The sequence below is a fragment of the Micromonospora sp. NPDC005324 genome, from assembly GCF_040607155.1.
Classification (GTDB): Bacteria; Actinomycetota; Actinomycetes; order Mycobacteriales; family Micromonosporaceae; genus Micromonospora; species Micromonospora trifolii.
This window is the reverse complement of the sequence record NZ_JBEXGE010000035.1, coordinates 1-24,310: the sequence shown is the minus strand read 5'-3', so window position 1 is coordinate 24,310 and position 24,310 is coordinate 1. Positions and strand designations below refer to the sequence as shown.

The following is a 24,310-nucleotide window of genomic DNA, read 5'->3' as shown; positions in this document are numbered from 1 at the left end:
ACGCGGTGGCGGGGTCATCCTCGGGCAGAGCCACAGTCTCCTCCTCGCTCACGACGGAATCTCGAACAGCTTCGCGGTGCTGGCCTCTGCTCGCGACTGCGGGGCTCGCAAACCCGGCTCACTCCTCGCGCTCACGATGCTTCACCGAAGGCGACGTCGCTCGCGAGCACCGCCGCACCGGCGACACCGGCACGGCCGCCCAGCTCGGACAGGACGACGGGAAGGTTGCCGGTGGCCAGCGGCAGTGACCGGCGGTAGACCACACTGCGGATCTCGGCGAGCAGGATGTGGCCCAGTTGGGCCAGCCCACCACCGATCACGATCATGGACGGGTTGGTGAAGCTGACCAGGCCGGCGAGCACTCCGCCGACCCGCCGCCCGCCGTCCCGGATCAACTGGATGCAGGTCACGTCGCCCTCGACGGCGCCCTCGGCGACGTCCAGCGCGGTGACGACACCCCGCAGCGCCAGCCGCTCGGCCAGCGCCGGCGACGTCCCACTGCGGGCGGCGGCTGCGGCGTCCTTGGCCAGCGCGGCGCCGCTGAACAGCGCCTCCAGGCAGCCGACGTTGCCGCAGGAGCACATCGGACCGTGCGAGTCGACCTGGATGTGGCCGATGTCGCCGGCGCAGCCGTCGGTGCCCCGGTAGACCTCACCGGTGAGGTAGATGCCGCACCCGATGCCGGTGCCGATCTTCACGAAGAGGAAGTCGTCCACCGAGTGGGCGACGCCACCGTGCCGCTCGCCGATCGCCATGATGTTGACGTCGTTGTCGACCACCGCAGGGCAGCCGTGCTCCCGGCTGAGCAGCTCACGCACCGGGAACCGGTCCCAGCCCGGCATGATCGGTGGTGAGACCGGAACGCCGTCGCGGAAGCTGACCGGGCCGGGTACGCCGATGCCGACCGCGTCCAGTCGCTCGTACGCGCCGTCGACCCGGGCCTTGTGCAGCAGTTCGTTGACCCGTTGCAGGGTCACCTTCGGGCCGTTGCGGATATCGGCCGCCTCGGCGTAGTGGGCCACCGGTTCGAGGCGGCCGTTGACCACCTCGACGTCCATCGAACTGGCGCCGAGGTCGACGGCGGCGAAGCGCAGCTTCGGGTTCAACTCGACAAGCGTCGAGCGGCGTCCACCTCGGGATGCGGCGAGCCCGGCCTCGGCCACGTACCCCAGCGTCACCAGGCGATCCAGCTCGGCCAGCATGCGCGGACGCGGCATCTGGAGTCGGTCGCCCAACTCGGCCCGGGACACGGCGCCCTCGTCACGGAGCAGTCGCAACAGGCGCACGTGTAGAGGGTCGACGGTGCGCACCCGGGCCCCCTCTTCTTTGGCAGCGTTCACATCGGCGCAATGTCGATGTGTTGTGTCCGACACAGTAAGAGCGGTCGGATCGCCTGTCCAGAGCTTCGGCTGTTTCGACGCTAACTTTTGCTCAAACGGACAGAAGTTTCGGTCGCGCTTGCGACGCGATGGACCGACTTCGCTGCGCACCCCTCGTCGCACCGGCACCCACCGACCGGGTGAGGCGACGGACGAACCCGCCCCGACCGCCACCGCGGCGACGCCAACCTCCGGGCGCATCCGACGGGCGCGCGTCGTCACCATCGACCACCGCCGACGTCAATCGGTATCGATACGCTCAGCTGCGATTACGCCACCGATGCGGACGCCTGCAGCCCACCCGAATCGTCGGCTCCACCGTCGCCGCAATTGATAAGGACGTTGACAGTCGTCAACATGGTCGTTAACGTTCCTGGGCATCGACAGCTACGGGGCGAGTCGCGCACCGCAATTCTCCAATCGCGATGACCTACCGTTCTGGCGTGCCCGAATACCCCGACGGGAAGGACCCCAATGAATCGACCGACGCGCTTTGTCGCGGCCGTGTCCGCAGTAGCGTTCGTCGCGCTGTTCTCGCCATCGGCAGCCCAGGCGGCGCCATCCCCGAAGGGCTCCGACCTTGGTGTCGCCGCTGCGGCGCCCGTCCGGCAGGCCGCTTCCAGCGCTGCTGAGGGCGACTTCGGCACCCTCGGGAACTGCACCGCCGGGATCTTCTGCGGCGAGGTGAAGAACCGGCTCGGCCGATCCATCAAGCTCTCGGGCAACTGGCCGACCAACAGCAAGACGATGTGGCTGCCGGCCGGGCAGGGCAGCGCATCCGACTCGAGGTACTACTACGAATTCCGGGACACCGACGGTTTCCAGGTGCCCAGCGGTTACATTTATTACGACAGCGTGGGAAACAAATATCGCCCCGGCTGGCACAAGGTGAATGACCTGCAGGTAGTCACGCTCAACGGCTGGTGCCTCACCTCAGCCTGCAGTTGACGGTCGGCTCCAACAATGCGCGCGTCAGTGGCTGCCGGTCCCTGCACGGGTCCGGCAGCCACTGACGCACCGGCTCAGTCGACCGAGCCGCGCTGGTTGTGCTTCTTCTTGAGCTTGCGGTCGTCGCGCAGCTCGACGTACGGCTCGTCGTCCACCGAGTGCCCGGCCGAGATGGCGCGGCCCCGCTCCAGCTCCGCGTCGAACTCGGCGCCCAGCAGGATCGCGATGTTGCTCAGCCAGAGCCAGACCAGGAAGATGATCACCCCGGCGAGCGCCCCGTACGTCTTGTTGTACGAGCCGAAGTTGCTCACGTAGAAGGCGAAGAGGCCGGAGATCACCAGCCAGATCACCACGGCCAGCACGCCACCCGGGCTGACCCAGCGGAAGCCGCCGTGCCGCGCGTTCGGCGAGGCCCAGTAGAGGATCGCGAACATCAGACTGATCAGGATCAGCAGCACCGGCCATTTCGCGATGTCCCACACCGTCACCGCGGTCGAGCCGAGGCCGACCACGTCGCCCACCGCTTCGGCGAGGCGGCCGGTGAAGACCACTATCACCGCACAGGCCAGCAGCAGCACGCCGATCACCGCTGTCACGCCGGCCCGGATCGGCAGGGTCTTCCAGATCGGCCGGCCCTCCGGCACGTCGTAGATGGTGTTCGAGGCCCGCATGAACGCACCGATGTAGCCGGACGCGGACCAGAACGCGGCCAACAGACCGATGATCGCCGCGATGCTGGCCAGGCCGCCGTTCTTCTGGGCGGTATCGATCGCGCCCTCGATGATCTTCTGGATGCTGTCGTTCGGCACCGCCTGGTTGACGGTGTCCTTGACGCCCTCGGTGGCACTCTCGCCGAGCAGACCGAGGATCGAGATCAGCACCAGCAGGCCGGGGAAGATGGACAGCACCCCGTAGTAGGTCAGCGCCGCGGCCCAGTCGGTCAGGCTGTCGTCCTGGAATTCCCTGATCGTGCGGCGCAGCGCCGCCTTCCAGCCACTGCCGGGCAGGTCGGTAGGGCTGTCCGGGCCCGCGTCGGGCCCGACCGGCGTGGTGGCGGGATCACGCTCACGCTCACGCTGGGCGGAAGACTCGTCCGAGGCCATCGCCCCTCCTCTTGGTCGGTGTCACCTCCGGACATGCCCCGCCGACGGGCGCGGATAACCCCTACTTGTAGAGCAACCTCGCCATTCGGCGAGAAGCCACCAGCAGGCCGATCGCCACCATCGCCAGCAGGTAGAGCACGTCGAGCAGCCAGAGCCATCCACCACTGCCCAGCGCGACCCCCCGGATCAGGTGCACCGACCGGTACAGCGGGGTGATCTCGACGAGCCAGTGCAGCAGCGTCGGATAGGCCTGCGCCGGCACGAAGGTGCCCGAGAAGAGGAAGAGCGTGAACTGTGCGCTGCCCATCAGGTCGAAATCCTGCCAGCTACGCATGAAGGTGGAGATCGCCATGCCGAGCGCCCCGAACGCGAACCCGACGAGCACTGCGGCCGGGAGGGCGGTCAACGCACGGGCGACGCTGGTCAACCCCAGCGCGACCATCACCCCGAGGAACGCCGCCGAGTAGACGCTGCCCCGCAGCATCGCCCAACCCAACTCGCCCACGGCGATCTCGAACGGCCGTACCGGGGTGGCGATCATCCCGTCGTACAGCTTCATGTACTTCATCTTGCCGAAGAAATTGAAGGCGGTCTCCGCGAGCGCCCCGGTCATCGCCGAGGAGGCGAGCATCGCCGGTGCCACGAACTCGGCGTACGAGACCAGCCGCCCGTCGGGCAGCGGCAGGTCGCCGACCAGCGCGCCGACGCCCACCCCGATGGAGAGCAGGTAGAGCAGCGGCTCCACGAAGCCGGAGAGCAGCAGCAGCCAGTAGACCGACTTCAGCGCCGCGACGTTGCGCCCGATCACCGACGCCGACCGCCGGGACGCGGCGGAGACGTCGATCAGCCGGGGCAGGATCAGCGTGATCACGACACCCTCTCTGCTTCATCTTCTTCAGAGGACGAGCTTGCGACGGAACGCGCGCACCGCCAGCAACCAGCCGGCGACCGCCCAGGCCGCCAGGTAGAGCAGGTGCCCGGCGATCGACCACTGTGGGGCGACGCCGAGCGTGGCCGCGCGGCACAGGTCCACGGCGTGCCACAACGGTGTCGCCCACGCCAGCCAGCGCAGCGCCTCGGGCAACGACTCGACCGGAAAGAACACCCCGGCGAAGAGCGTCATCGGGATGACAGCGAACCGGAACAGCATCGCCAGCCAACTGTCGCTCGACACCGTCGCGGCGTACGCGAAGGTCGGCGCGGCGACGGCCAGCCCGAGCAACGCCACCACCGGAAGGGTGGCCACCGCCCACGGCGACCGCAGCGCCCCGAACAGCCCGGTGACCACCAGGAACGCCACAATCGTGGTGAGCACGCGGAACAGCACGAAGGCCAGGTGCCCGGCCACGATGTCGCCCACTCGCAGCGGCGACGCGCCCTGCGCGAAGTACGTCCTGATCCAATGGAAGTTGCTGAACACCGGCCAGGTCGAGTCACCGACGGTCACCTGGAGCGCTGTCGAGGCGATCAGCCCGGGAACCAGCCAGTCGAGGTAACGCACCCCGCCGACGCCCTGGTCGATGTAGGCGCCGACGCCCACCCCGAACCCGAGGACGGTGAGCACCGGCAGCAGGAACGAGGAGAACACCCCGGCCCGCCAGGTGCGTCGCAGACCCACCAGGTAGTGCTCGAACACCGCGTACGCCGGCACCCAGGGGAACCGCGCCGATCCCGCCACACTCACCCGACCACCCCGCCCGCCGCGCCAGCCACCACGACCTGTCTACTCCCGGGGTACGACAGACCGCCGGTCACCCTACGACGACCCCGCCGGCGTGTCGCCCGGGTTTCGCCGGCGTGGCCGCTACCTGCCTACCGGCCGACGGCGTCGGAGCCGACGAACGCGCGCCACGCGTCGGGCGGGAAGACGAGCGCGGGGCCGGTCGGGTCCTTGGAGTCGCGGACAGCCACCAGCCCAGGCAGGTTGCCGGCAACCTCCACGCAGTTGCCGCCGCTGCCGTTGCTGCGGGTGCTCTTGCGCCAGCGGGCGCCGGTCAGCTCCATGTCTCCGCCACTTCCGCGATCAGGTCGAGGGACTGCTGCTGCGATAGTGCCTCACCCCGGATCGACTCCCACACCTCGACCATCTGCCGCACGTACTCGGAGCGGTCGATCACCTGCCCGTGGCGCTGCCCGTCCAGGTAGACGACGTCCTCACCGGTGGCTGCGGTGGCGATCACGAAGGGATCATCGAGCCCAGCGTACGCACCGGCGGACAGCGGCACGACCTGGATTCGGACCCGGGGCAGCGCGGAGCCGAGCTTCACCAGGTGCCGCAACTGCTCGCGCATCACCTCCGGCCCACCGACGTGGCGGCGCAGCGCGTACTCGTCCACGACCAGGCTGAGCAGCGGTGGCCGGTCCCGGGTGAGCACGCTTTGCCGGTCGAGCCGGGCGGTCACCTGCTGCTCGACCTCTTCCGCCGCGAAGAGCCCGGCACCGGCCAGGATGGCGCGGGCGTAACCCTCGGTCTGCACCAGGCCCGGCACGTAGAGCGGCTCGAACGAGCGCAGCGCCGTGGTCTCCTGCTCGATGCCGGCCCAGTCGCGGAACCATGGCACCACGGCCTCCCGGCTGATCCGCCGCTGGATGCGTTCGAACCGACCGCCGGCTGAGAACACGGCGTCACACCGGCGGGCGAAGTCCAGACTTGGCCGGCGCTCGGATGTCTCCACCTTGGCGACAAGCGCCCCGGAATAGCTCAACGCCTCGGCCAGCGCCGTCTGCGACATCCCACTGGCGGCCCGGGCCAGTCGCAGCTCCTCGGCGAAGTGCTCCAGCATGGACGAACTCTCCACGGACAACCTCCGTACATTCCCGTACCGTGCCGGGCCGATCGCCGTACGCGCTGGTCGTCGGCGTGCGGAACCTCCCACCGTAGTCGGGTTCTCACCAGACTGTCACGCAGCGGAACCGCTCACGGGATCGGACGGCGGGCGGAACCAGGCCGGGAGCGCCCCGTGACCCCCGATCCGGGGCGCTCCCACCCCCCGATGGAGGTTCCCTCGTGCGACTCGCCTGGTCGGTTCAGGACGGCGGTGGCCACTGATGCCCCGGTACCGCCCACACACAGCGGCACGCCCGTCCTGGCGCTGCCGGGTCTGCGGCGCGGCGTGGCCCTGCTCGCCGGCCCGCCTGGCGCTGCTCGGCGAGTACCGCCAGGATCGGATCGGCCTGCTCATCTACCTTGCCGCGTTGCTGTACGAGGCAGCCGGGGACCTCGCCGGCCAGGCCGGTCACGACCGACTGACCGACCGTTTCATCACCTGGGCCAGAGCCCGGTGAGCCGTGATTCGTTCGTAATTCAGCGGTACGGCCCCGCCCACGGGTGACCCGATTTCCGGCGTCTTGGGCGTGCCGTGGCCGCGGCGCACCCCGCCCTGTTGATGACTCGGAAGTCTCCGCGACGCCGGACTACCCCCGCTGTGCCGGAAACGGAGTCGGCCCCTGCACCTCGCGTGCGAAATGAGCAGATCTTGGACAGTTTCCGTTAGCGCGTAACGGAAACTGTCCAAGATCTGCGAATCGAGTGGCGGGCGGACACGTTGGGGCCGATCCGGCAAACCGATTACGCCGCCGCCTGGAACGGCGGGGTTCATGTGCCCACCAGCTTCACCACGTGGCGAAACCTCACCTGGGCCAGAGCCCGATGAGCCGTGACGCCGGCAGATCAACGGTGCGACGGTGGCAACGATCCCTCTGTGGCCCGTCAGTCGACCAGGGTGCGGCCGGTCAGGTGCAGGAAGACGTCCTCCAGGCCGCTGCGCCGGACCAGCACGTTCGCCGGCTGGAGCCCCGACGCGGTGACCTCGGCGACTGCCGCGTCGCCGTCCGGCACGTAGAGCAGGACCCGGTCGGGCAACACCTCGACCCGCTCCCCCAGCCCGTCGAGCTTGCCGGCGAAAGGTTCCTGCGACTCGGCGGCGAAGCGCAGCTCGACCACCTCACGGGTCGAGTGCTGCTCGATCAGCGCACGGGGCGAGCCCTCCGCGACGATCCGGCCGCCGTCCATCACCACCAGGCGGTCACAGAGCTGCTCGGCCTCGTCCATGTAGTGCGTGGTGAGCACCAACGTGACGCCCTGCTGCTTGAGCCGGAACAGCCGCTCCCACACCAGGTGCCGGGCCTGCGGGTCCAGCCCGGTGGTCGGCTCGTCGAGCAGCACGAGCTCCGGATCGTTCACCAGCGCGCGGGCGATGGTCAGCCGACGCTTCATGCCACCGGACAGCGGTTCGACCTTGCTGTCGGCCCGCTCGGTGAGCTGGACGAAGTCGAGCAGCTCGGCGGCGCGCTCCCGGGCCGCCCGGCGGGAGATGCCGAAGTAGCGGGCGTAGACGGTCAGGTTCTCCCGGACGGTCAACTCCGGATCGAGATTGTCGAGCTGGGGGCACACCCCGAGACGCGCCCGGATCGCCGGCCCGTCAGCCACCGGATCCATGTCGAAAATGCGCAGCTCACCCCCGCTGGGTGGGGAGATGCAGCCGACCATCCGCATGGTCGACGACTTGCCCGCGCCGTTGGGCCCGAGGAAGCCGAACGCCTCACCCGGGCGCACCTCGACGTCGATGCCGTCCACAGCGGTGAAATCGCCGAACCGCTTCACCAGCCCGCGAGCCTGAATCAGTGGTCGCCCCGAAGTCACCGCCCGACCCTAACCGCCGGGTCCGACAGCCCTCCACGCACATATTCGCCGGCGACCAGCCGGTCGCCACCGTGTCCGTACCACCGGCGACGAAACGCCGATCGATGCCCCACCCGTCAGCCAATCGACGTGTATCGTCCTTTTGTGTCGCCCATCAGCTCGCCCGATGGTTCGCCGTCACCTGCCCGACCAGCCAACTCTCCCGTTGATGGGCAGGCAGCGAGCCCCGGCGGCGGGCCACCCCGACCACGACAAGAAGCCGACCCGAGCAGGGCCCACCCGAGCAGACCCGAGCCCGAACAGACCGGGCCCGGACAGACCGGGCCCGACCCGCGCGAGCCCAGCGTGGCCGAGCGGGCGACTCGGGACCTGGCCGCCCAGTTCGAGGACGAGAAACCGGGTCGGGTGCTCTCCGGGCCGGCGGGGCTGCTCCTCACCGTGGCGGCGCTGGCGGTCGGCGCTCTCGCCCTGTGGCAGGTGTTCCGCCCCCTGTCGCAGGGCAGCAAGTATTACCTGATCATCTTCCTGGCCGGCGTACTCCCGCTGGTCTTCCTCGCCTACCCGGCCGACCTGCGGCTGCCGGCCCGCCTACGCGCCCGGCGACGCCGTGCCAACCGCGCCGAGGCCACCGAGGGCGACAGCGGCAGGCGCATCCCGGCACTCGCATCGTCGGGGCCCACAGTGACCGACTGGGTTCTGGTCGCCCTGGCGGTCGCGGCCTGTCTCTATCCGATCCTGCCGATCCGGATCGGCAGCGGTGGCGGCGGCTACAACGCGTTCCTCGACCGGCAGGGCCTGCTGGCGCCGACGGATCTGGTGCTGGGCACCGTTCTGCTGCTCCTGCTGCTCGAAGCGTGTCGACGTACCACCGGTTGGATCCTGCCCGCGGTCTGCCTGCTGTTCCTCGGTTACGGCTACTACGGCGGGTTGCTGCCGCAGTCCTGGCCTGTCGCGCACGCCGGGCTCGACTTCAGTCAACTCATCGACGCGTTCTACAACTCCGACAGCGGCTTCTACGGCACACCACTCGACGTGGCCGCCTCGTACATCGTGCTGTTCACCATCTACGGCGCGGCGCTGGAGTTGTCCGGGGCCGGGCGGTTCTTCGTCGAACTGTCGGCCGCGGCGTTCCGGCGCTCGCGTACCGCCGCCGGCCGGACGGCGGTGGCCTCGGGTTTCCTGCTCGGCACCGTCTCCGGCTCCGGCGCGGCGACGACAGTGAGCATCGGCGCGGTCACCTGGCCGCTGCTGCGCCGCGCCGGCTACCCGCCGGAGCGGGCCGGCGGCATGCTGGCCGCGGCCGGGGTGGGCGCCATCCTCTCCCCGCCCACCCTGGGGGCGGCGGCGTTCATCATCGCCGAGTACCTGGGCGTCTCGTACCTCCAGGTGCTGGGCTGGGCAACGGTCCCGACGGTGCTCTACTACCTCGGCATCCTGCTGGCTGTGGAGATCGACGCCCGCCGCTCCGGCGTGCGCCCCGTGGTGATCGACGTCGGCTCGCCCTGGCGGCTGCTGGCCCGGTTCGGCTACCACTTCGCCTCGCTGATCGCCATCATCGTGTTCCTCGCGGTCGGTGTGTCAGCGACCAGGGCTGTCGTCTTCGCCATCGTGCTCACCGTCGCGTTGTCGTTCCTGGCCCCCAGGAACGAGGACCGCGCGCACCGGCTCACCCCGGGCCGGCTGGTGACCGCGCTCGTCACCGGCGTACGCGGCGTCCTCGCCGTCACCGCTGTCTGCGCCGCCGCCGGCATCATCACGGCGACCACCACGAAGACCGGCCTCGGGCCGCAGGCGGCGGCGCTGCTGATCGGCGGGGCCCAGGCGGCCACCTCGGACCCGACGCTGGTGCTGGTGCTCACCGCGCTGCTCGCCGCCGTCGCGCTCACCCTGCTGGGCCTGGCCGTGCCGGTCACCGCGTCGTTCGTGATCGGTTGGGTGATCGTCGGTCCGGCCCTGCTCGACCTGGGCGTCACCGCGCCGGCGGCGGCGATGTTCGTCTTCTACTTCGCGGTGCTGTCCGAGGTGTCCCCACCGACCGCGCTCGCCGCGGTGGCCGCCGCCGCCGTCACCGGCGGCCGGCTGGTGCCGACCATGTGGCAGACCCTGCGGTACGCGCTGCCGGCGTACCTCATCCCGATCGCGTTCGTCATCACGCCGGCCGGGCTCGGTCTGCTCGGCATCGGCGGCATCCAACGGATCGCCTTCGCCGCCGGAGTCACAGCGCTCAGCGTGGCGGTGCTCGCCGTCGCCGCCGGTGGCTGGCTGCCCGGCGTGGGGCCGGCCGGCGCCCCGGAACGGGTGTTGGGCGCCCTCGCCGGCGTCACACTGCTCTGGCTCGAACCCGTGCCGGTCACTGTCGGCGCGGCGCTGGCCGTCGTCGCGGCGGCGGGTGTGTTCGTTCGACGCGGCTCCGCCGGCCGGCCACCGTCCGGATCACCAGCCAATCCTGTGGAGGAACAACTGTGAGACGAATCGACGTACGGCTCGCTGCGGGCCTGAGCGTGCTCGCCCTCGTCACGGTCGGCACCGCGGGTTGCGGAGGTCAGCAGGGCGGCGCGGCCACTGACGACACGGCCAGCGAGGTCACCTGCGAGGTGACCAAGGAGACGCGCGTCGGCATCGCGACCGGCAACGCGACGGGCGTCTACTACGTGGTCGGCAACGCCCTGGCCGGGCAGTTGGCCGGGGCGACCGGCGGCAAGCTCTCCGGCACCGCCGCCGAGACCGGCGCCTCGGTGCAGAACGTCGAGCAACTGGTCGGTGGCCAGTACGACGTGGCGTTCTCGCTGTTCGACACGGCGGTCAACGCGGTGGAGGGCAAGGGCAGCTTCACCGCACCGCAGCCGGTGCAGGCGCTGGCTCGCATCTACGACAACTACACCCAGGTGGTGGTCCGCAACGACTCCGGGATCACCTCGGTGGCCGGCATGCGGGGCAAGCGGATTTCCACCGGCTCACCGAAGTCCGGCACCGAGGTGATCGCCAACCGGCTGTTGGAGGCCGCCGGCCTCGACCCGGCCACTGACATCCGGGCGCAGCGACTGGACCTGACCAAGACGGTCGAGGGGGTCAAGGACGGCAGCGTCGACGGTTTCTTCTGGTCCGGCGGGCTGCCCACCGGGGGCCTCACCGACCTGTTCACCACTGCCGGCGACTCGGTGAAGTTCGTCGACATCTCACAGTTGCTGCCGAAGATGGCCGCGCTGAGCCCTGGCTACCAGGAAGGCACGATCGGGCGGGACGTGTACCGGACGGCGACCGACACCCCGACCATCGTCGTGCCCAACGTGCTGCTGGTCCGCAAGGACCTGGACGCCAACGTGGCCTGCGCGATCACCCGGACGGTGTTCGACAAGCGCGACGCCCTGGCCCAGGCCAACCCGGCGGCCAAGGGGATCTCGCTGGAAAAGGCCCGCAGGACCCTGCCGGTGCCGCTGCACCGCGGCGCCGAGAAGGCGCTGAAGGACCTCGGCGCGAACTGACCCGGCCGGTCAGCCGTCGGCCGGCGCGGTGGCGGCGCGGGCCACGCCGACCAGCCGGTCGGTCTCGGCGAGCAGGGCCTCGCCGTCCGCCGGAGTGCCGGGGTCGAGTCGGACCGTCCAGGTCAGACCGTCGACCCCGGCCACGCGCCGGGCCGCGACCCGCGCCGCGCCGCCGGGCACCGGCTGGTGCTCGGTGTACGCGACCGAGCGGGTCACCCGAGCCCGCACCTGGTGCGGCAACTCCCCCGGGTCGAGCAGCAGGTACGTCTCGGCCGGACCGTCGGCGACCACCGTGTAGCCGTCCCGCTCGACGAGCGGCTCGGTGGGGGTGACTGTCAGCTCCCGGCCGGACCAGACCGCCTTGAGGATGGTGTGCCAACCGAACCGGTGCCCTCGACCGGGCAGCCACAACCCCAGGTTGGTGGCGACCACCACCCCGTCGCCCTCGCCGTTGCCGGCGGCGGCCCAGGCCAGCACCCGCTCGTCGGCGGTCAGCGGCGGCCGGTCGGCCGGCGGCAGCTTCGGCTTGCGGCTGAACAGTCCCATCTAGAGGCCTCCCGCAGCCTGCTCGCGCAACGCCCGGGCGTGCTGCTCCAGGGACAGCAGCTCACCGAAGGCGGCGAAATACTCGTCCTTGTTGTTGACCGGGTTGATCCGCTGGATGCGTGACTTGAGGTCCCGGACCCGGGCGGTCACCGACCCGAACTGCACCCGGGCCATGGTGATCGACACGTAGCGTGGGTCCGGTTCGCCGTCGATCCGCAGTGGTTCGACGGCCAACTCACCGACCAGCGCCGCGGCCGCCAGGTCGTCGCAGGCGTCGCGGACCGACTCGATCCAGACCGCGCCGCCGGCCGCCGACGCGGCACCACCGGCCGCCGCGATGGCCGCACGCACCGCGACGTGCATCGGGTGGCGGTATTCGGTGGCCTCGACCGCGTCGAACATCGGCCCGGCCAGGACCGGTTGCTGGAGGGCGAGTTTGAGCGCCTCCCGCTCGACCATCGACTGCGGGCTGTCCAGTGCCGGCTCGGGGCGGGCCGAGGTGGGCCGGGCGGCGGGGGCGGCGTTGCGGGCGCCGGGCGGCGGGGTGTTGGCGGCGGCGAGCACCGCCCGCTGCACCGGCTCGATCTCCATGCCGAGGTCCATGGCGAGCTTGCGGACGTACTCCGGGCGCTTCTCCCGGTCCTTGAGTCGCGCGACCAGCGGCGCGGCGTGACGCATCGCCTCGACCCGGCCGTCGACGGTGTCCAGGTCGAAGCGGCTGATCACGTGTCGCAGCGCGAAGTCGACGAGCGGCTCGCGGCGGGCGACCAGGTCACGCACCGCGAGGTCGCCCTTGGCCAGCCGCAGATCGCACGGGTCCATGTTGTCCGGGCTGACCGCGATGAACGTCCGCCCGACGAACCGCTGATCGTCCTCGAAGGCGCGCAGCGCGGCCTTCTGCCCGGCGGCGTCGCCGTCGAAGGTGAAGATGATCTCGCCGGCCACCTCGTCGCTGTCGAACAGGAGCCGACGCAGGACCGAGATGTGGTCAGCGGCGAAGGCCGTGCCGCAGGTCGCCACCGCAGTTGTGACCCCGGCCAGGTGGCAGGCCATCACGTCGGTGTAACCCTCGACGATCACCGCCCGACCCTGCTTGGCGATCTCCCGCTTGGCCTGGTCGATGCCGTAGAGCACGTGCGACTTCTTGTAGATCGGCGTCTCGGGGGTGTTCAGGTACTTCGGGCCGTCGTCGTCGTCGAAGAGCTTGCGCGCGCCGAAGCCGATCACGTCGCCGGCGAGGTCGCGGATCGGCCAGAGCAGCCGACGGCGGAACCTGTCGATCAGGGTGCCGGAACGGGACTCCCGGGACAGCCCGGCGGTGACCAGCTCCTGGTGAGTGAAGCCCTGCTGGCGCAGGTGCTTGGTGAGCAGGTCCCAACCCTCCGGCGCGAAGCCACAGCCGTAGCGCTCGGCGGCGGCCCGGTCGAAGCCCCGGCGCGCCAGGAACTCCCGTGCCGGCCGGGCGCCGGCGGTGCTCAGTTGCGCGCTGTAGAACTCGACGGCGGCGGCGTGCGCGGCGACCAGGCGCTGCCGCTGACCCTGCTGCGGGCGGGGACGCGGGGTGCCCTTGTCGTCCTCAATGTAGCGCAGCTGGATGCCGGCGCGGCCGGCCAGCCGCTCGACGGACTCCACGAAGCTGAGGTGGTCGGCGTCCATCAGGAACTTGATCGCGTCCCCGCCGGCCCCGCAGCCGAAGCAGTACCAGACGTTGCGGGCCGGCGAGACGTTGAACGACGGACTCTTCTCGTCGTGGAACGGGCACAGGCCCTTGAGGTTGCCGCCGCCGGCGGACTTCAGGGTGACCGTCTCGGAGATCACATCCCCGATCGAGGTGCGTTCCCGGACCAGTGCGATGTCCTCGTCCCGGATCCGCCCAGCCATTCGCCACCCCCTCGCCGTACATCCTGCCCTGCCGGACCGACGACACGCCGGCCGGGGGACGCCGGTGTGGCGGCGGCCGCTGCCGGCTGGGCGGTTCGGGCCCGCAGGCCGGGTCCACACCGGGACCATGACCAGATGCGCCGGGTACGCAGCCAAGCCCCCCGCCTGCCGAGATGGCTGGCCGGCCGGGTCGGGCTACCCGACCAGACCCCGGGTGCGGACGAGGCAGGACACCGCCACGCCACCTGGCTGGAACTCTTCCTCGACCTCATCTTCGTGTACGCGTTGGCGGCGGTGGTGGCTCGGCTGGGTAACGAACCGAGCCCGTCGCCGAGGGCCGTGCTGGCCGTCATCGGGCTCTTCGTGGTGATCCAGTGGGCCTGGATCGGGCAGGTCTACTACGACACCCGGTTCGATCCGGACGACGCGCTGCACCGGGTGCTGGTGCTCGTCGCGTTGGTCGGCGCGGGCGCGATGACGCTCGGGGTCGACGAGGTGCCGGAGAGCGTGCTCCTGCCCATCGGGTACCTGATCGTGCGGGGCGTGCTGCTCCTGCTGTACCTACGCGCCCGCCCCACCAGCCCGAGCGCCCGGATGGTGACGACGGTCTACCTGATCGGCTTCGGGTCGGGCTGGTTGATCTGGTTGGTGTCGCTGATCGTGCCCACCGAACTGCGGCCCGTCCTGTGGATCGTCGCGATGGTGATCGAACTGGCCACGCCCTGGGTGGGGGTGCGCTGGCTCAACCGCTGGCCGGTGGACAACAGGCACCTGCCGGAACGGATCGGGCAGTTCACCATCATCGTGCTGGGTAGCGCGCTGGCCAGCCTGCTCTTCGCCGTGCCGGACCATCCCCCGCCACACATGATCCTCACCGCCGCGTTGGCCTTCCTGATCCCGGCGGCAGTGTGGTGGGTCTACACCACGTCCGTCACCACCCGCCTGGCCCAGCGGCGGCTACGTGGCGGGCAGGCGTACAGCTACCTGCACATCCCGCTCGGCGGTGCGCTGCTGCTGCTCGGCTGGTCGCTCGGGCAGGTGGTCCGGCTGGTCGACGCCAACGCGACCCACCTGCCGCTGGAGTTGCGGCTGCTGCTTGGCGCATCGATGGTGATCTGGACGCTCTGTGGTCTCGCCCTGTACTGGCTCTGGACACGGCCGAGCGGCGCCCGGTTGGCGATCGCCGTCTACGGGGTGGTCTCGGTCTCGCTGATCACCACGACGGTGCACCAACCGAGGCTGATGCTGTCGCTGCTCTCCCTGGCTGTCGTCGGGTACGCCGTCCTGGTCAGCCGGCGACTGGCCAAGGCCGGCCAGGCAAACCAGACACCCGAGGGGTGAGCGGCTCAGCCCGCCGCGGCGGGCTCCGGAATGACCGTCTCCTCGGCCGCCACCTGCTGGTTCCAGTCGGCCTTGGTGGAGCGCCAACCCTCGTCGTCCATGCCGCGCCGCCAGTAGCCGGAGATGGAGAGCCGGTCCAGGGGTACGCCCCGCTCGCCGCGCAGCAGCCGGCGCAACTCCCGGACGAAGGCGGCCTCGCCGTGCACGAACGCGTGCACCTGGCCGGCCGGGAACTCCAACGCCCGTACCGCCGCGACCAGCGCTTCGCCCACCGGGCGTTCGCCGCGCTGCAGCCAGGTCAGCTCGACCGCCCCGGGGCTGAGCAGCTTCTGCTCCTCCGCCGGGTCGGCGATCTCCACGAAGACGTGGGCCGGGGCACCCAGCGGCAGGCGTTCCAGGGCGGCGGCGATCGCCGGCAGGGCGCTCTCGTCACCGACCAGCAGATGCCAGTCGGCCACCGGGTTCGGGGCGTACGCGCCACCCGGGCCGACGAAGTGCACCGGATCGCCGGGTCGCAGCGCGGCGGCCCACGGGCCGGCCAACCCCTCGTCGCCGTGGTGCACCACGTCGACGGTCAGCTCCCCGGACAGCGGATCCCAGCGCCGCACCGTGTACGCGCGAAGCCGGGGCCACTGCTCCCGAGGCAGGTTCCGACGGATCGCGGCGAGGTCCAACGGCTGCGGGTACTCGACCCCCGGCTGCGGGAACACCACCTTGATGTAGTGGTCGGTGAACTCGCCCACCGGCAGGCCAACCAGTTCGTCCCCACCGAGGACGAGCCGGATCAGGTGCGGGGTGGGCCGCTCGGTGCGCAGCACCCGGGCCGAGGTGACGTTCCTGGAGCGTTCCGTCATGTCAGTTAGGTTAGCCTAAGCTGCCTCGGGATCGGTCGGGGGTGTCCCCTTGCCGACCAGGCGGGTGTGCCAGGTCACCGCCGCCGGGTCGGTGAGCGAGGCGACCTGGTCGATCACCACCCGCAGTCTGGCCCTGTCGTCCGGAGCGGCCCGCCACAGCGGGGCGAAGATCGGGTCGAGCCCTTCCGGGGCGCGCCGGACCAGCGCGGCGACCAACTCCGCCAGCATCGTCCGCTGCCGCTCATAGCGGCCCCGGAAGCCACTGCGACGCATCACGTACCGCAGCGCGATGCCCTTCAGCAGCGCGCACTGCGCCCGTACCAGTCGGGGAACCACCAGGTCGGCGGCGTAGCGGCGGTGCGGGCCCGGACCGAAGCGCTCCTCCGTGGCCGCCACCGCCGCCGAGACGAACAGCCCGGTCACCCCGCTGGTGGTGGCCTTCAACGCGACCTGCGCGCGATGGCTGCCGTCGTACCCGGCGAACGGGGCGAGCAGCGGACCGGCCAGCAGATCGACGAGCACCTCGGCCAGGTCCGCCGCCGACTCGCCGGAGTAGGCGGCCGCCACGTCGGCGCAGAGCGCGGCCCGCTCGTCGGCGTCGGTGAGCAGCGGGTGCAACGTGACGTAACCACCGTGGATGCCGTCCTCCACGTCGTGCACCGAGTACGCGACGTCGTCCGCCCAGTCCATCACCTGGGCCTCCAGGCAGCGCCGGTCGCCGGGCGCGCCGACCCGGATCCAGTCGAAGACGGCCGTGTCGTCGGCGTACACCCCGAACTTGCGCTCCCCCGGCCGCCGCGGCCAGGGGTACTTGCCGATCGCGTCCAGCGACGCCCGGGTCAGGTTCAGCCCGGCGGACGAGCCGTCCGGGGCGAGCACCTTCGCCTCCAGGCGGGTCAGCACCCGCAGGGTCTGCGCGTTGCCCTCGAAGCCGCCGCACGGCGTGGCGAGCAGGTCCAGCGCAGCCTCACCGTTGTGCCCGAACGGCGGGTGCCCGAGGTCGTGCGCGAGCCCCGCGACGTCCACCACGTCCGGGTCGCAGCCCAGCCGGGCACCCATCTCGCGGGCGATCTGGGCCACCTCCAACGAGTGGGTCAGCCGCGTACGCAGGAAGTCGTCAGTGCCGGCGGTATGCACCTGCGTCTTGGTGGCCAGCCGGCGAAACGCCGCCGAGTGCAGCACCCGGGCCCGGTCGCGCTCGTACGGCGACCGGCGATGCCCGGTGTCCTTGGGCGGCTCCTCGACCAGCCGGGCCTCCGCCGCCCCCGGCTCACTCCTCACGCAGGATGCAGAACTCGTTGCCTTCCGGGTCGGCCAGCACCGTCCACTCGACGTCGCCCTGACCGATGTCGACGTGCCGGGCGCCCATGTCGACCAGGCGCTCGACCTCGGCCTCCCGGTTGACGGGACGCAGGTCGAGGTGCAGCCGGTTCTTGCGTTCCTTGCCGTCGGTCGCCGGCACGAAGACCAGGCCGGGCAGGCGGTCGGCGGACTGACGGATCTCCACCTCGTCGGGCTTTTCGGTGACGACCTGATAGCCGAGCGCCTCGGCCCACCAACGAGCCAGTCGGGCCGGATCGCGGGCGTCGACAGTCAGGCTCTCCCAGACACTGGTCATGCAGTCACCTCTTCCCGTTCGACGCGGCGCCCAATCGGCCGTGTACGAGCGAGCCAAGATTACGCCCGCCCCCGTTGCCCGACCCGCCCGCGACGCATCGACGAAGGGCACACAACCACCGATTGGCCCCCAGTTGCCGACCGATTGCCGAGGGTTACGGGCTCGCGGTCGGAAGTCGCCACCGGTAGCGTTCCCAGCGCGGAACGTGACCAGTCGACCGACACGCAGAGCCCGACCGGTGAGGGGTAACACTCGTGGACGCAGACACGGTGATGGGAACGGAGCTACGCGGGCTGCGCCGACGCCGACCCGACATCGCCGGCACGGTGCTCGCGGGCACCGACGGCCTGCTCATCTCCAGCGACCTGCCCAGCACCGACGCCACCCATCTCGCCGCGCTCGCCGCCGCGAGTTTCGGGCTCGGTCACCGGGTGGCCGACACCGTCCGGCAGGGTGAGTTCCGGGAGTCGGTGGTGTGCACCACCGCCGGCTGCGTGGTCACCTACCCGGCCGGGCGCAGCGCCCTGCTGACCCTCGTCACCGTGTCGGCGGCGGGGGACCTGGAGGCGCTGCACGAGGAGGCGCGGGCGGTTGCCCGCCGGGCAGGGTCCTTCCTGGACGTTCGCGGCGCAGGCATCGGCGCGACCTCCGTGCCGGACGCGCACGCCCCGCTGGCCACGCGTACCCCGATGGCGACCCTGCCGGCGCAGTTGCGCCGCTCGTCCCGACCCACCTGGCGTCGTCCGCCGATCTGAGCGCCGGCGGCGGCCGGGTGACCAGCCGCCGCCGACATGCGTCAGCGGCTGTCCGACCCGCCGCTCTCCACGACCGCCCGACCGGCCTCCAGCCGGGCCACCGGCACCCGGAACGGCGAGCAGGACACGTAGTCCAGGCCGACCTCGTGGAAGAAGTGCACCGAGTCCGGGTCGCCACCGTGCTCACCGCAGATGCCGAGCTTCAGCCCGGGCCGGGCGGCCCGGCCCTCCTCGGCGGCGATCCGCACCAGCCGACCGACGCCGTCGCGGTCGATCGACTCGAACGGCGAGATGCCGAAGATGCCCAACTCCAGGTAGCGCCAGAAGAACGCGCCCTCGACGTCGTCGCGGGAGAAGCCCCAGCCCATCTGGGTCAGGTCGTTGGTGCCGAAGGAGAAGAACTCGGCGGCCTCGGCGATCTGCCCGGCGGTCAGCGCCGCCCGGGGTACCTCGATCATGGTGCCGATCAGCACCTCGACGCCGCTGTCCCCGACCACCTCGGCGATGATCTTCTCCGCCTCGGCGCGGACCGTCTCCAGCTCCTGCACCGCCCCGACCAGCGGCACCATGATCTCCGGCTTGGCCACGCCCCCGTCGCGGACGCAACTGACCGCGGCCTCGGCGATGGCCCGGACCTGCATCGCGAACAGGCCGGGGATGACCAGGCCGAGGCGGACGCCCCGCAGGCCGAGCATTGGGTTCTCCTCGTGCATCCGCCGGACGGCGGCGAGCAGCGCCTCCTCCTTGGCCACGTCCTCGCCGCGTTCCTGGGCGACCGCGACGTTGACGGCGAGCTGCTCCAACGGGGGCAGGAACTCGTGCAACGGCGGGTCGATGAGCCGGACGGTGACCGGCAGCCCGTCCATCTCGCGGAAGATCTCCACGAAGTCGGCCCGCTGCATCGGCAGCAGCGCCGCCAGCGCCGCCTCCCGCTCGCCCGGGGCCCGGGCCAGGATCAGCCGCTCGACCAGCTCCCGCCGGTCACCGAGGAACATGTGCTCGGTGCGGCACAGCCCGATGCCCTCGGCGCCGAAGCGCCGGGCCCGGGCGGCGTCCGCGCCGGTGTCGGCGTTCGTCCGGACCGCCAGCCGCCGCTTTCCGTCGGCGTGCGTCATGATCCGGTGTACGGCCCGAACCAGCGCGTTGTCGATGTGCTCGGGGTCGAGGCTGCCCTCGAAGTACTGCACGACCTCGGAGGGCATGACCGGCACCTCGCCGAGGTAGACCTTGCCGGTGGTGCCGTCGATGGACACCACATCGCCCTCGGTGACGGTCTGCCCGGCCACTGTGAACCGCTTCGCCGGCACGTTCACCTCGATCTCGTCGGCGCCGGAGACGCAGGTCTTGCCCATGCCCCGGGCCACCACCGCGGCGTGGCTGGTCTTGCCGCCGCGCGAGGTGAGGATGCCCTTCGCGGCGATCATGCCGTTCAGGTCGTCCGGGTTGGTCTCCCGGCGCACCAGGATCACCGACTTCCCCTCGGCGGCCAGCTCGACGGCACGGGCGGAGGTGAAGACCACAGTGCCGGACGCCGCGCCGGGCGACGCGCCGATGCCAGTGGCGACCGGCTGGAACTCGTGGTCGAGCTGGAAGCGCGGAAACATCAGCTGGGCCAGTTGCGCGCCGTTGACCCGGAGCAGCGCCTCGTCCAGGTCGATCAGACCCTCGTCGACGAGTTGCCCGGCGATGACGAACGCGGCGGCGGCGGTGCGCTTGCCGACCCGGGTCTGCAACATCCAGAGCTTGCCGCGTTCGATGGTGAACTCGATGTCGCAGAGGTCCTTGTAGTGCTCCTCCAGCCGGGCCATGATGCCGAGCAGCTCGTCGTAGGAGGACTTGTCGAGCTGCTCCAACTCCTGCAACGGCACTGTGTTGCGGATGCCGGCGACCACGTCCTCACCCTGGGCGTTCGCCAGGTAGTCGCCGTAGATGCCCTGCGCGCCGCTGGCCGGGTCGCGGGTGAACGCGACGCCGGTGCCCGAGTCGGGCCCGAGGTTGCCGAAGACCATTGTCACCACGTTGACAGCGGTGCCGAGGTCGGCCGGGATGCGCTCCTGGCGACGGTAGAGCACCGCGCGCTCGGCGTTCCACGACTCGAAGACCGCCCGGATGGCCAGGTCGAGCTGTTCGCGTGGCTGCTGCGGGAACTCCCGACCGGTGTGCTTCAAGAAGATCTTCTTGTACGCGTCGACAAGCCCACGCAGGTCGTCGGCGTCCAGATCCAGGTCGTTGTGGGTGCCCTTGGCGTGCTTGGCCTCGTCGAGCGCGTGCTCGAACTCCTCGCCCGGCACCTCGCAGACGGTCTTGCCGAACATCTGGATGAGGCGGCGGTAGGAGTCCCACGCGAACCTGTCGTTGCCGCCGGAGGCGGCCTGGCCAGCCGAGCCGCCCGCCTGTCGTGCGAGTCCTTCCACGCTCTGGTCGTTGAGGCCGACGTTGAGGACGGTCTCCATCATCCCGGGCATGGAGAACTTGGCACCGGAGCGGACGGATACCAGCAGTGGGTCCTGCGGGTCGCCGAGGCGCTTGCCCATCTCGCGCTCCAGCGCTTCCAGGTGCGCCTCGATCTGGCCGGCGAGCCCGTCCGGCTCCCGTCCCGTCGCGAGGTAAGCCTGGCACGCCTCGGTCGTGATGGTGAAGCCGGGCGGGACGGGCAGGCCCAGGTTCGTCATCTCGGCGAGGTTTGCCCCCTTGCCGCCGAGCAGGTCCTTGAGTTCCTTGTTGCCTTCGGAGAAGTCGTAGACGTACTTGTGATCGACGGTCTCTTGCGCTGCCACCAGAGCCTCCACAACACACGCGCCGGATTGACACTTAACGAAGGTTCAGTTTTCTTCTTCCCCGGGACGGACCGCCGGTAATCCCGGGGTCGACATCGATCGGTGCGCGAAGGTTAAGCGAACATCGAGGGACCTGGGACCGTTCGGTGACAATTGGCACAGCCATCACGACTATCCGTGTTCGTACCGGTTTTTGGGAACGCTTCCATGCGCACCATCACGCATCCCGGCCGAGCGTCGTACGCTTGACGCCACGCCAGCCGGTGAACCTCACTTTTGCCATAACCGACGCGAATACACCCCCCGGAGTCGCCGCCGTGTCGACCACCCCCTCCCCCGGCCCCACCGCCGTCCCCGCGCCGCTGTCGGCGGGGGAACCGGACGCGGCCACGCTGGCCCGCGCGGCCGAGCAGACCGCTGGCGCGTTGCTCGCCCCGGCGGCCCCGCGCCGCCTGGCCGACGTCGTGCCCGCCCCGCAGCAGGTCCAGCCGGACCCGACCGCCGACTGGACGCTGCCGGCCGAAGCGGTCATCGTGGCCAGCGTCGACCCCGCCGCGCTGGCGGTCGCCGAGCAGCTCGCCCAGCTCCTGCGTCCGGCCACCGGCTACCCACTGCCGGTCACCGACGCCACCACGCCGGAGCCCGCCGGTGGCATCGCGCTGGTGCTCGACGACAACGCCGACCTCGGCACGGAGGGCTACCGGCTCGACATCGCCACCGACGGGGTACGCGTCACCGCCGCCACCGCCGCCGGCCTCTTCTACGGCGTGCAGACGCTGCGCCAACTGCTGCCGGCGACGATTGAGAGCCCCGGCCAGGTCACCGAACGCTGGGCCCTGCCCGGCGGGACCATCACCGACGCGCCCCGGTTTCCCTACCGGGGTGCGATGCTCGACGTCGCGCGGCACTTCTTCGCCGTCGAGGACGTGCTGCGGGTGGTCGACCACCTGGCCCGCTACAAGCTCAACCACCTGCATCTGCACCTCACCGACGACCAGGGCTGGCGGATCACCGTCGACTCCTGGCCGAAGCTGACCACCGTCGGCGGGACGACCGAGGTCGGCAGCGGCCCCGGCGGGCACTACACGAAGGCCGACTACCAGCGGATCGTCTCCTACGCGGCGGCCCGCCACATCACCGTCGTCCCGGAGATCGACCTCCCGGGGCACACCAACTCGGCGCTGGTCGCGTACCCGGAGCTGGCACCGGACAAGATCGCACCGCCGCCGTACACCGGCACCGAGGTCGGCTTCAGCTACGTCGACCCAGCCGACGAGCGGACGTACGACTTCGTCGCCGACGTGTTGGGCGAGGTGGCCGCGCTCACCCCCGGCCCCTGGCTGCACATCGGCGGCGACGAGGCGTTCAAGGTGAAGGGCGAGGTCTACACCGGTTTCGTCGAGCGGGTCCAGCGCATCGTGGCCGACCTCGGCAAGACCGTCGTCGGCTGGCACCAGCTCGCACCCGCCGCCCACCTCGACGGGCGGGTCCTCCAGTGGTGGGGCACGAACGGCGAAGACCCCACCACCGTCGACGCCGTACGCCGGGGTGCCCGGCTGATCGTCTCCCCCGGCAACCACGCCTACCTGGACATGAAGTACGCCCCGGACACCCCGATCGGGCACGACTGGGCCGGCCTCATCGACGTGCGAAAGGCCTACGACTGGGATCCGGGTACGCACGTCGCCGGCGTACCCGCCGAGGCGGTGCTCGGTGTGGAGGCCCCGCTCTGGACCGAATCGGTCACCTCGCTGGCCGACATCGAACTCCTGCTCCTGCCCCGCCTCCCGGCCATCGCCGAGGTGGGCTGGTCACCCCGGGCAAGCCACGACTGGGCTGGCTTCCGCGACCGCCTGGCCGGCCAGGGCCCGCGCTGGACGACGGCCGGGATCACCTTTCACCGTGCGCCCGAGATCCCCTGGCCGGCCGCACCGACCATCCCGGCGCAGCGCAACGTGCCCCAAACCGACACCGCCGCGCCCTGATCCCCGGCGGCTCGGCCCGGCCCGCCCGGCGCTCAGCCGACCGTTCACGCTGGCCGTCCTCGGCCGCCCCTTGATGGGCGGTCGGCCCCGCAAGATCGTGCTCGACCCTGGATGTAGTGGCCTCGCCTGAGCGGGAGGGGCCTGTTTCCTGGATTGAGCACGATCTTGCGCGGCGCGAGGTTCCGTACGGCCCGCTGCGCCTGTTCGCGCCCGCCTCGCCTCGGTCCGGCCCGGCCGGTCCGGTCCGGGGCGGGGCGGTCCTGTCCGGGGCGGTCCGAGGCGGTCCGGGGCGGGGCGGTCCGGGGCGAGGCGGTCCGGGGCGGGGCGAGGCGGTCCGGGGCGGTCCGGACCGGTCGAGGGCGCGCAAACCGCGCAGATCGGCATGATCCACTCGGCTTTCATGATGTCGGGGTATCCCCGGCACCCGGACACCGCGACTTCCAGGAACCCGAGTGGATCAGGGGCGGTGGCCGCCGTGTCGGGTTCGCCAGGTGGGCAGCGTGAGCAGTTTGTCGGGTTTGGCCTCGCTGTCGGGTGGTCGGGGCCACCCCAACGGCGGAATCGGCGACCGGGCCGGGTCGTTATACCTGGCAGACCACCGCAACAGCCCGGACCATGGCGCCCCGCCGGCAGACCCGCCGGGCGGAACCGCCGCCAAGACCTCCCGCCGGAAGCAGCCGCCGGGAACACCCGCCAGGCCGCCCCGGTTACACCCCCGGCACGGCCGAGCACCACAACGGCCAACCCCCGGCACGGGCCGAGAACCACAACGGCCAACCCCCGGCACGGCCGAGCACCCCAGCCAGCCGGCGGGCAGGCGGAATGATCCGCCACCGGCACCCGTTACACCCTGTCCCGACGCCGACCCCCTTCGCGGGTCACCGGGCAGAACCCCTCGAACTTTCCCCGCACGGTCGCACTGACCCCCCGTTGAGAGCCGTGCGGGCACCCCCGATGCAGAGGAGCACGCCACCATGCGTACCGATCTGATCCGCAAGA

Annotated in this window: 19 protein-coding genes and 1 pseudogene; 7 read left to right on the top strand and 13 right to left on the bottom strand. The window is 70.9% G+C overall.

Features of this window, described 5'->3' with window-relative positions; all coding sequences use genetic code 11:
• Positions 1–131: 131 nt before the first annotated feature.
• The gene (locus ABZS40_RS28435; protein WP_354946548.1) at positions 132–1,310 is read right to left on the bottom strand and encodes an ROK family protein; all 1,179 of its coding nucleotides are present in this window, start codon (positions 1,308–1,310) and stop codon (positions 132–134) included.
• Positions 1,311–1,853: 543 nt separating this feature from the next.
• Between ABZS40_RS28435 and ABZS40_RS28430 the strand changes: the two genes are divergently transcribed.
• Positions 1,854–2,327: a hypothetical protein gene (locus tag ABZS40_RS28430; protein ID WP_354946547.1), complete on the top strand. Its 474-nt coding sequence runs from the start codon at positions 1,854–1,856 to the stop codon at positions 2,325–2,327.
• 74 nt (positions 2,328–2,401) lie between these two features.
• Here the strand turns inward: ABZS40_RS28430 and ABZS40_RS28425 are convergent, their stop codons facing one another.
• The 5 genes from ABZS40_RS28425 to ABZS40_RS28405 all read right to left on the bottom strand — a co-directional run bounded on the left by ABZS40_RS28425 (position 2,402) and on the right by ABZS40_RS28405 (position 6,228).
• A complete protein-coding gene (locus ABZS40_RS28425) occupies positions 2,402–3,430 on the bottom strand; it encodes a YihY/virulence factor BrkB family protein (protein WP_354946546.1) in 1,029 nt (342 codons plus the stop codon).
• Positions 3,431–3,491: 61 nt separating this feature from the next.
• Complete coding sequence (locus ABZS40_RS28420; RefSeq protein WP_354946545.1) at positions 3,492–4,301, bottom strand: ABC transporter permease; 810 nt, start codon at positions 4,299–4,301, stop codon at positions 3,492–3,494.
• A gap of 24 nt (positions 4,302–4,325) precedes the next feature.
• A complete protein-coding gene (locus ABZS40_RS28415) occupies positions 4,326–5,114 on the bottom strand; it encodes an ABC transporter permease (protein WP_354946544.1) in 789 nt (262 codons plus the stop codon).
• A gap of 128 nt (positions 5,115–5,242) precedes the next feature.
• A complete protein-coding gene (locus tag ABZS40_RS28410; RefSeq protein WP_354946543.1) occupies positions 5,243–5,434 on the bottom strand; it encodes a DUF397 domain-containing protein in 192 nt (63 codons plus the stop codon).
• The gene (locus tag ABZS40_RS28405; RefSeq protein WP_354946542.1) at positions 5,425–6,228 is read right to left on the bottom strand and encodes a helix-turn-helix transcriptional regulator; all 804 of its coding nucleotides are present in this window, start codon (positions 6,226–6,228) and stop codon (positions 5,425–5,427) included. The genes ABZS40_RS28410 and ABZS40_RS28405 overlap by 10 nt, the downstream gene beginning before the upstream one ends.
• Before the next feature lie 250 nt (positions 6,229–6,478).
• On the opposite strand from ABZS40_RS28405, the gene ABZS40_RS28400 reads away from it, so the two are divergent.
• On the top strand, positions 6,479–6,715 hold the full coding sequence (locus ABZS40_RS28400) for a flavin reductase (protein ID WP_354946541.1): 237 nt from the start codon (positions 6,479–6,481) through the stop codon (positions 6,713–6,715).
• 424 nt (positions 6,716–7,139) lie between these two features.
• Here the strand turns inward: ABZS40_RS28400 and ABZS40_RS28395 are convergent, their stop codons facing one another.
• Positions 7,140–8,072: an ABC transporter ATP-binding protein gene (locus tag ABZS40_RS28395; protein WP_354946540.1), complete on the bottom strand. Its 933-nt coding sequence runs from the start codon at positions 8,070–8,072 to the stop codon at positions 7,140–7,142.
• A gap of 345 nt (positions 8,073–8,417) precedes the next feature.
• On the opposite strand from ABZS40_RS28395, the gene ABZS40_RS28390 reads away from it, so the two are divergent.
• Entirely contained in the window at positions 8,418–10,538 is a 2,121-nt protein-coding gene (locus tag ABZS40_RS28390; protein WP_354946539.1) for a TRAP transporter fused permease subunit, read from the top strand.
• A complete protein-coding gene (locus ABZS40_RS28385) occupies positions 10,535–11,554 on the top strand; it encodes a TAXI family TRAP transporter solute-binding subunit (RefSeq protein ID WP_354946538.1) in 1,020 nt (339 codons plus the stop codon). The genes ABZS40_RS28390 and ABZS40_RS28385 overlap by 4 nt, the downstream gene beginning before the upstream one ends.
• A gap of 9 nt (positions 11,555–11,563) precedes the next feature.
• Here the strand turns inward: ABZS40_RS28385 and ABZS40_RS28380 are convergent, their stop codons facing one another.
• The gene (locus ABZS40_RS28380) at positions 11,564–12,100 is read right to left on the bottom strand and encodes a hypothetical protein (RefSeq protein WP_354946537.1); all 537 of its coding nucleotides are present in this window, start codon (positions 12,098–12,100) and stop codon (positions 11,564–11,566) included.
• Positions 12,101–14,003, bottom strand: a pseudogene (gene dnaG, locus ABZS40_RS28375) (DNA primase).
• Positions 14,004–14,116: 113 nt separating this feature from the next.
• Here dnaG and ABZS40_RS28370 point away from each other — a divergent pair.
• The gene (locus ABZS40_RS28370; protein WP_354946536.1) at positions 14,117–15,322 is read left to right on the top strand and encodes a low temperature requirement protein A; all 1,206 of its coding nucleotides are present in this window, start codon (positions 14,117–14,119) and stop codon (positions 15,320–15,322) included.
• A 5-nt stretch (positions 15,323–15,327) separates the two neighbouring features.
• Here ABZS40_RS28370 and ABZS40_RS28365 read toward each other — a convergent pair whose 3' ends face one another.
• From ABZS40_RS28365 to ABZS40_RS28355, 3 genes are read right to left on the bottom strand one after another with little or no spacing between them, the layout of a single operon-like run.
• Positions 15,328–16,176 (bottom strand): siderophore-interacting protein, encoded by an 849-nt coding sequence (locus tag ABZS40_RS28365; protein WP_354946535.1) that lies wholly within the window; start codon positions 16,174–16,176, stop codon positions 15,328–15,330.
• Positions 16,177–16,191: 15 nt separating this feature from the next.
• Positions 16,192–17,457 carry a deoxyguanosinetriphosphate triphosphohydrolase gene (locus ABZS40_RS28360; protein WP_354946534.1) on the bottom strand — a complete coding sequence of 422 codons (1,266 nt, stop codon included), beginning with the start codon at positions 17,455–17,457 and terminating at the stop codon, positions 16,192–16,194.
• Positions 17,447–17,794, bottom strand: coding sequence for a VOC family protein (locus ABZS40_RS28355; RefSeq protein WP_354946533.1), 348 nt, complete (start codon positions 17,792–17,794; stop codon positions 17,447–17,449). The genes ABZS40_RS28360 and ABZS40_RS28355 overlap by 11 nt, the downstream gene beginning before the upstream one ends.
• Before the next feature lie 254 nt (positions 17,795–18,048).
• Between ABZS40_RS28355 and ABZS40_RS28350 the strand changes: the two genes are divergently transcribed.
• The gene (locus ABZS40_RS28350; RefSeq protein WP_354946532.1) at positions 18,049–18,549 is read left to right on the top strand and encodes a roadblock/LC7 domain-containing protein; all 501 of its coding nucleotides are present in this window, start codon (positions 18,049–18,051) and stop codon (positions 18,547–18,549) included.
• Positions 18,550–18,590: 41 nt separating this feature from the next.
• Here ABZS40_RS28350 and ppdK read toward each other — a convergent pair whose 3' ends face one another.
• A complete protein-coding gene (gene ppdK / locus ABZS40_RS28345) occupies positions 18,591–21,326 on the bottom strand; it encodes a pyruvate, phosphate dikinase (RefSeq protein ID WP_354946531.1) in 2,736 nt (911 codons plus the stop codon).
• Positions 21,327–21,643: 317 nt separating this feature from the next.
• On the opposite strand from ppdK, the gene ABZS40_RS28340 reads away from it, so the two are divergent.
• Positions 21,644–23,311, top strand: coding sequence for a beta-N-acetylhexosaminidase (locus tag ABZS40_RS28340; protein WP_354946530.1), 1,668 nt, complete (start codon positions 21,644–21,646; stop codon positions 23,309–23,311).
• The last annotated feature ends 999 nt before the right edge of the window (positions 23,312–24,310 follow it).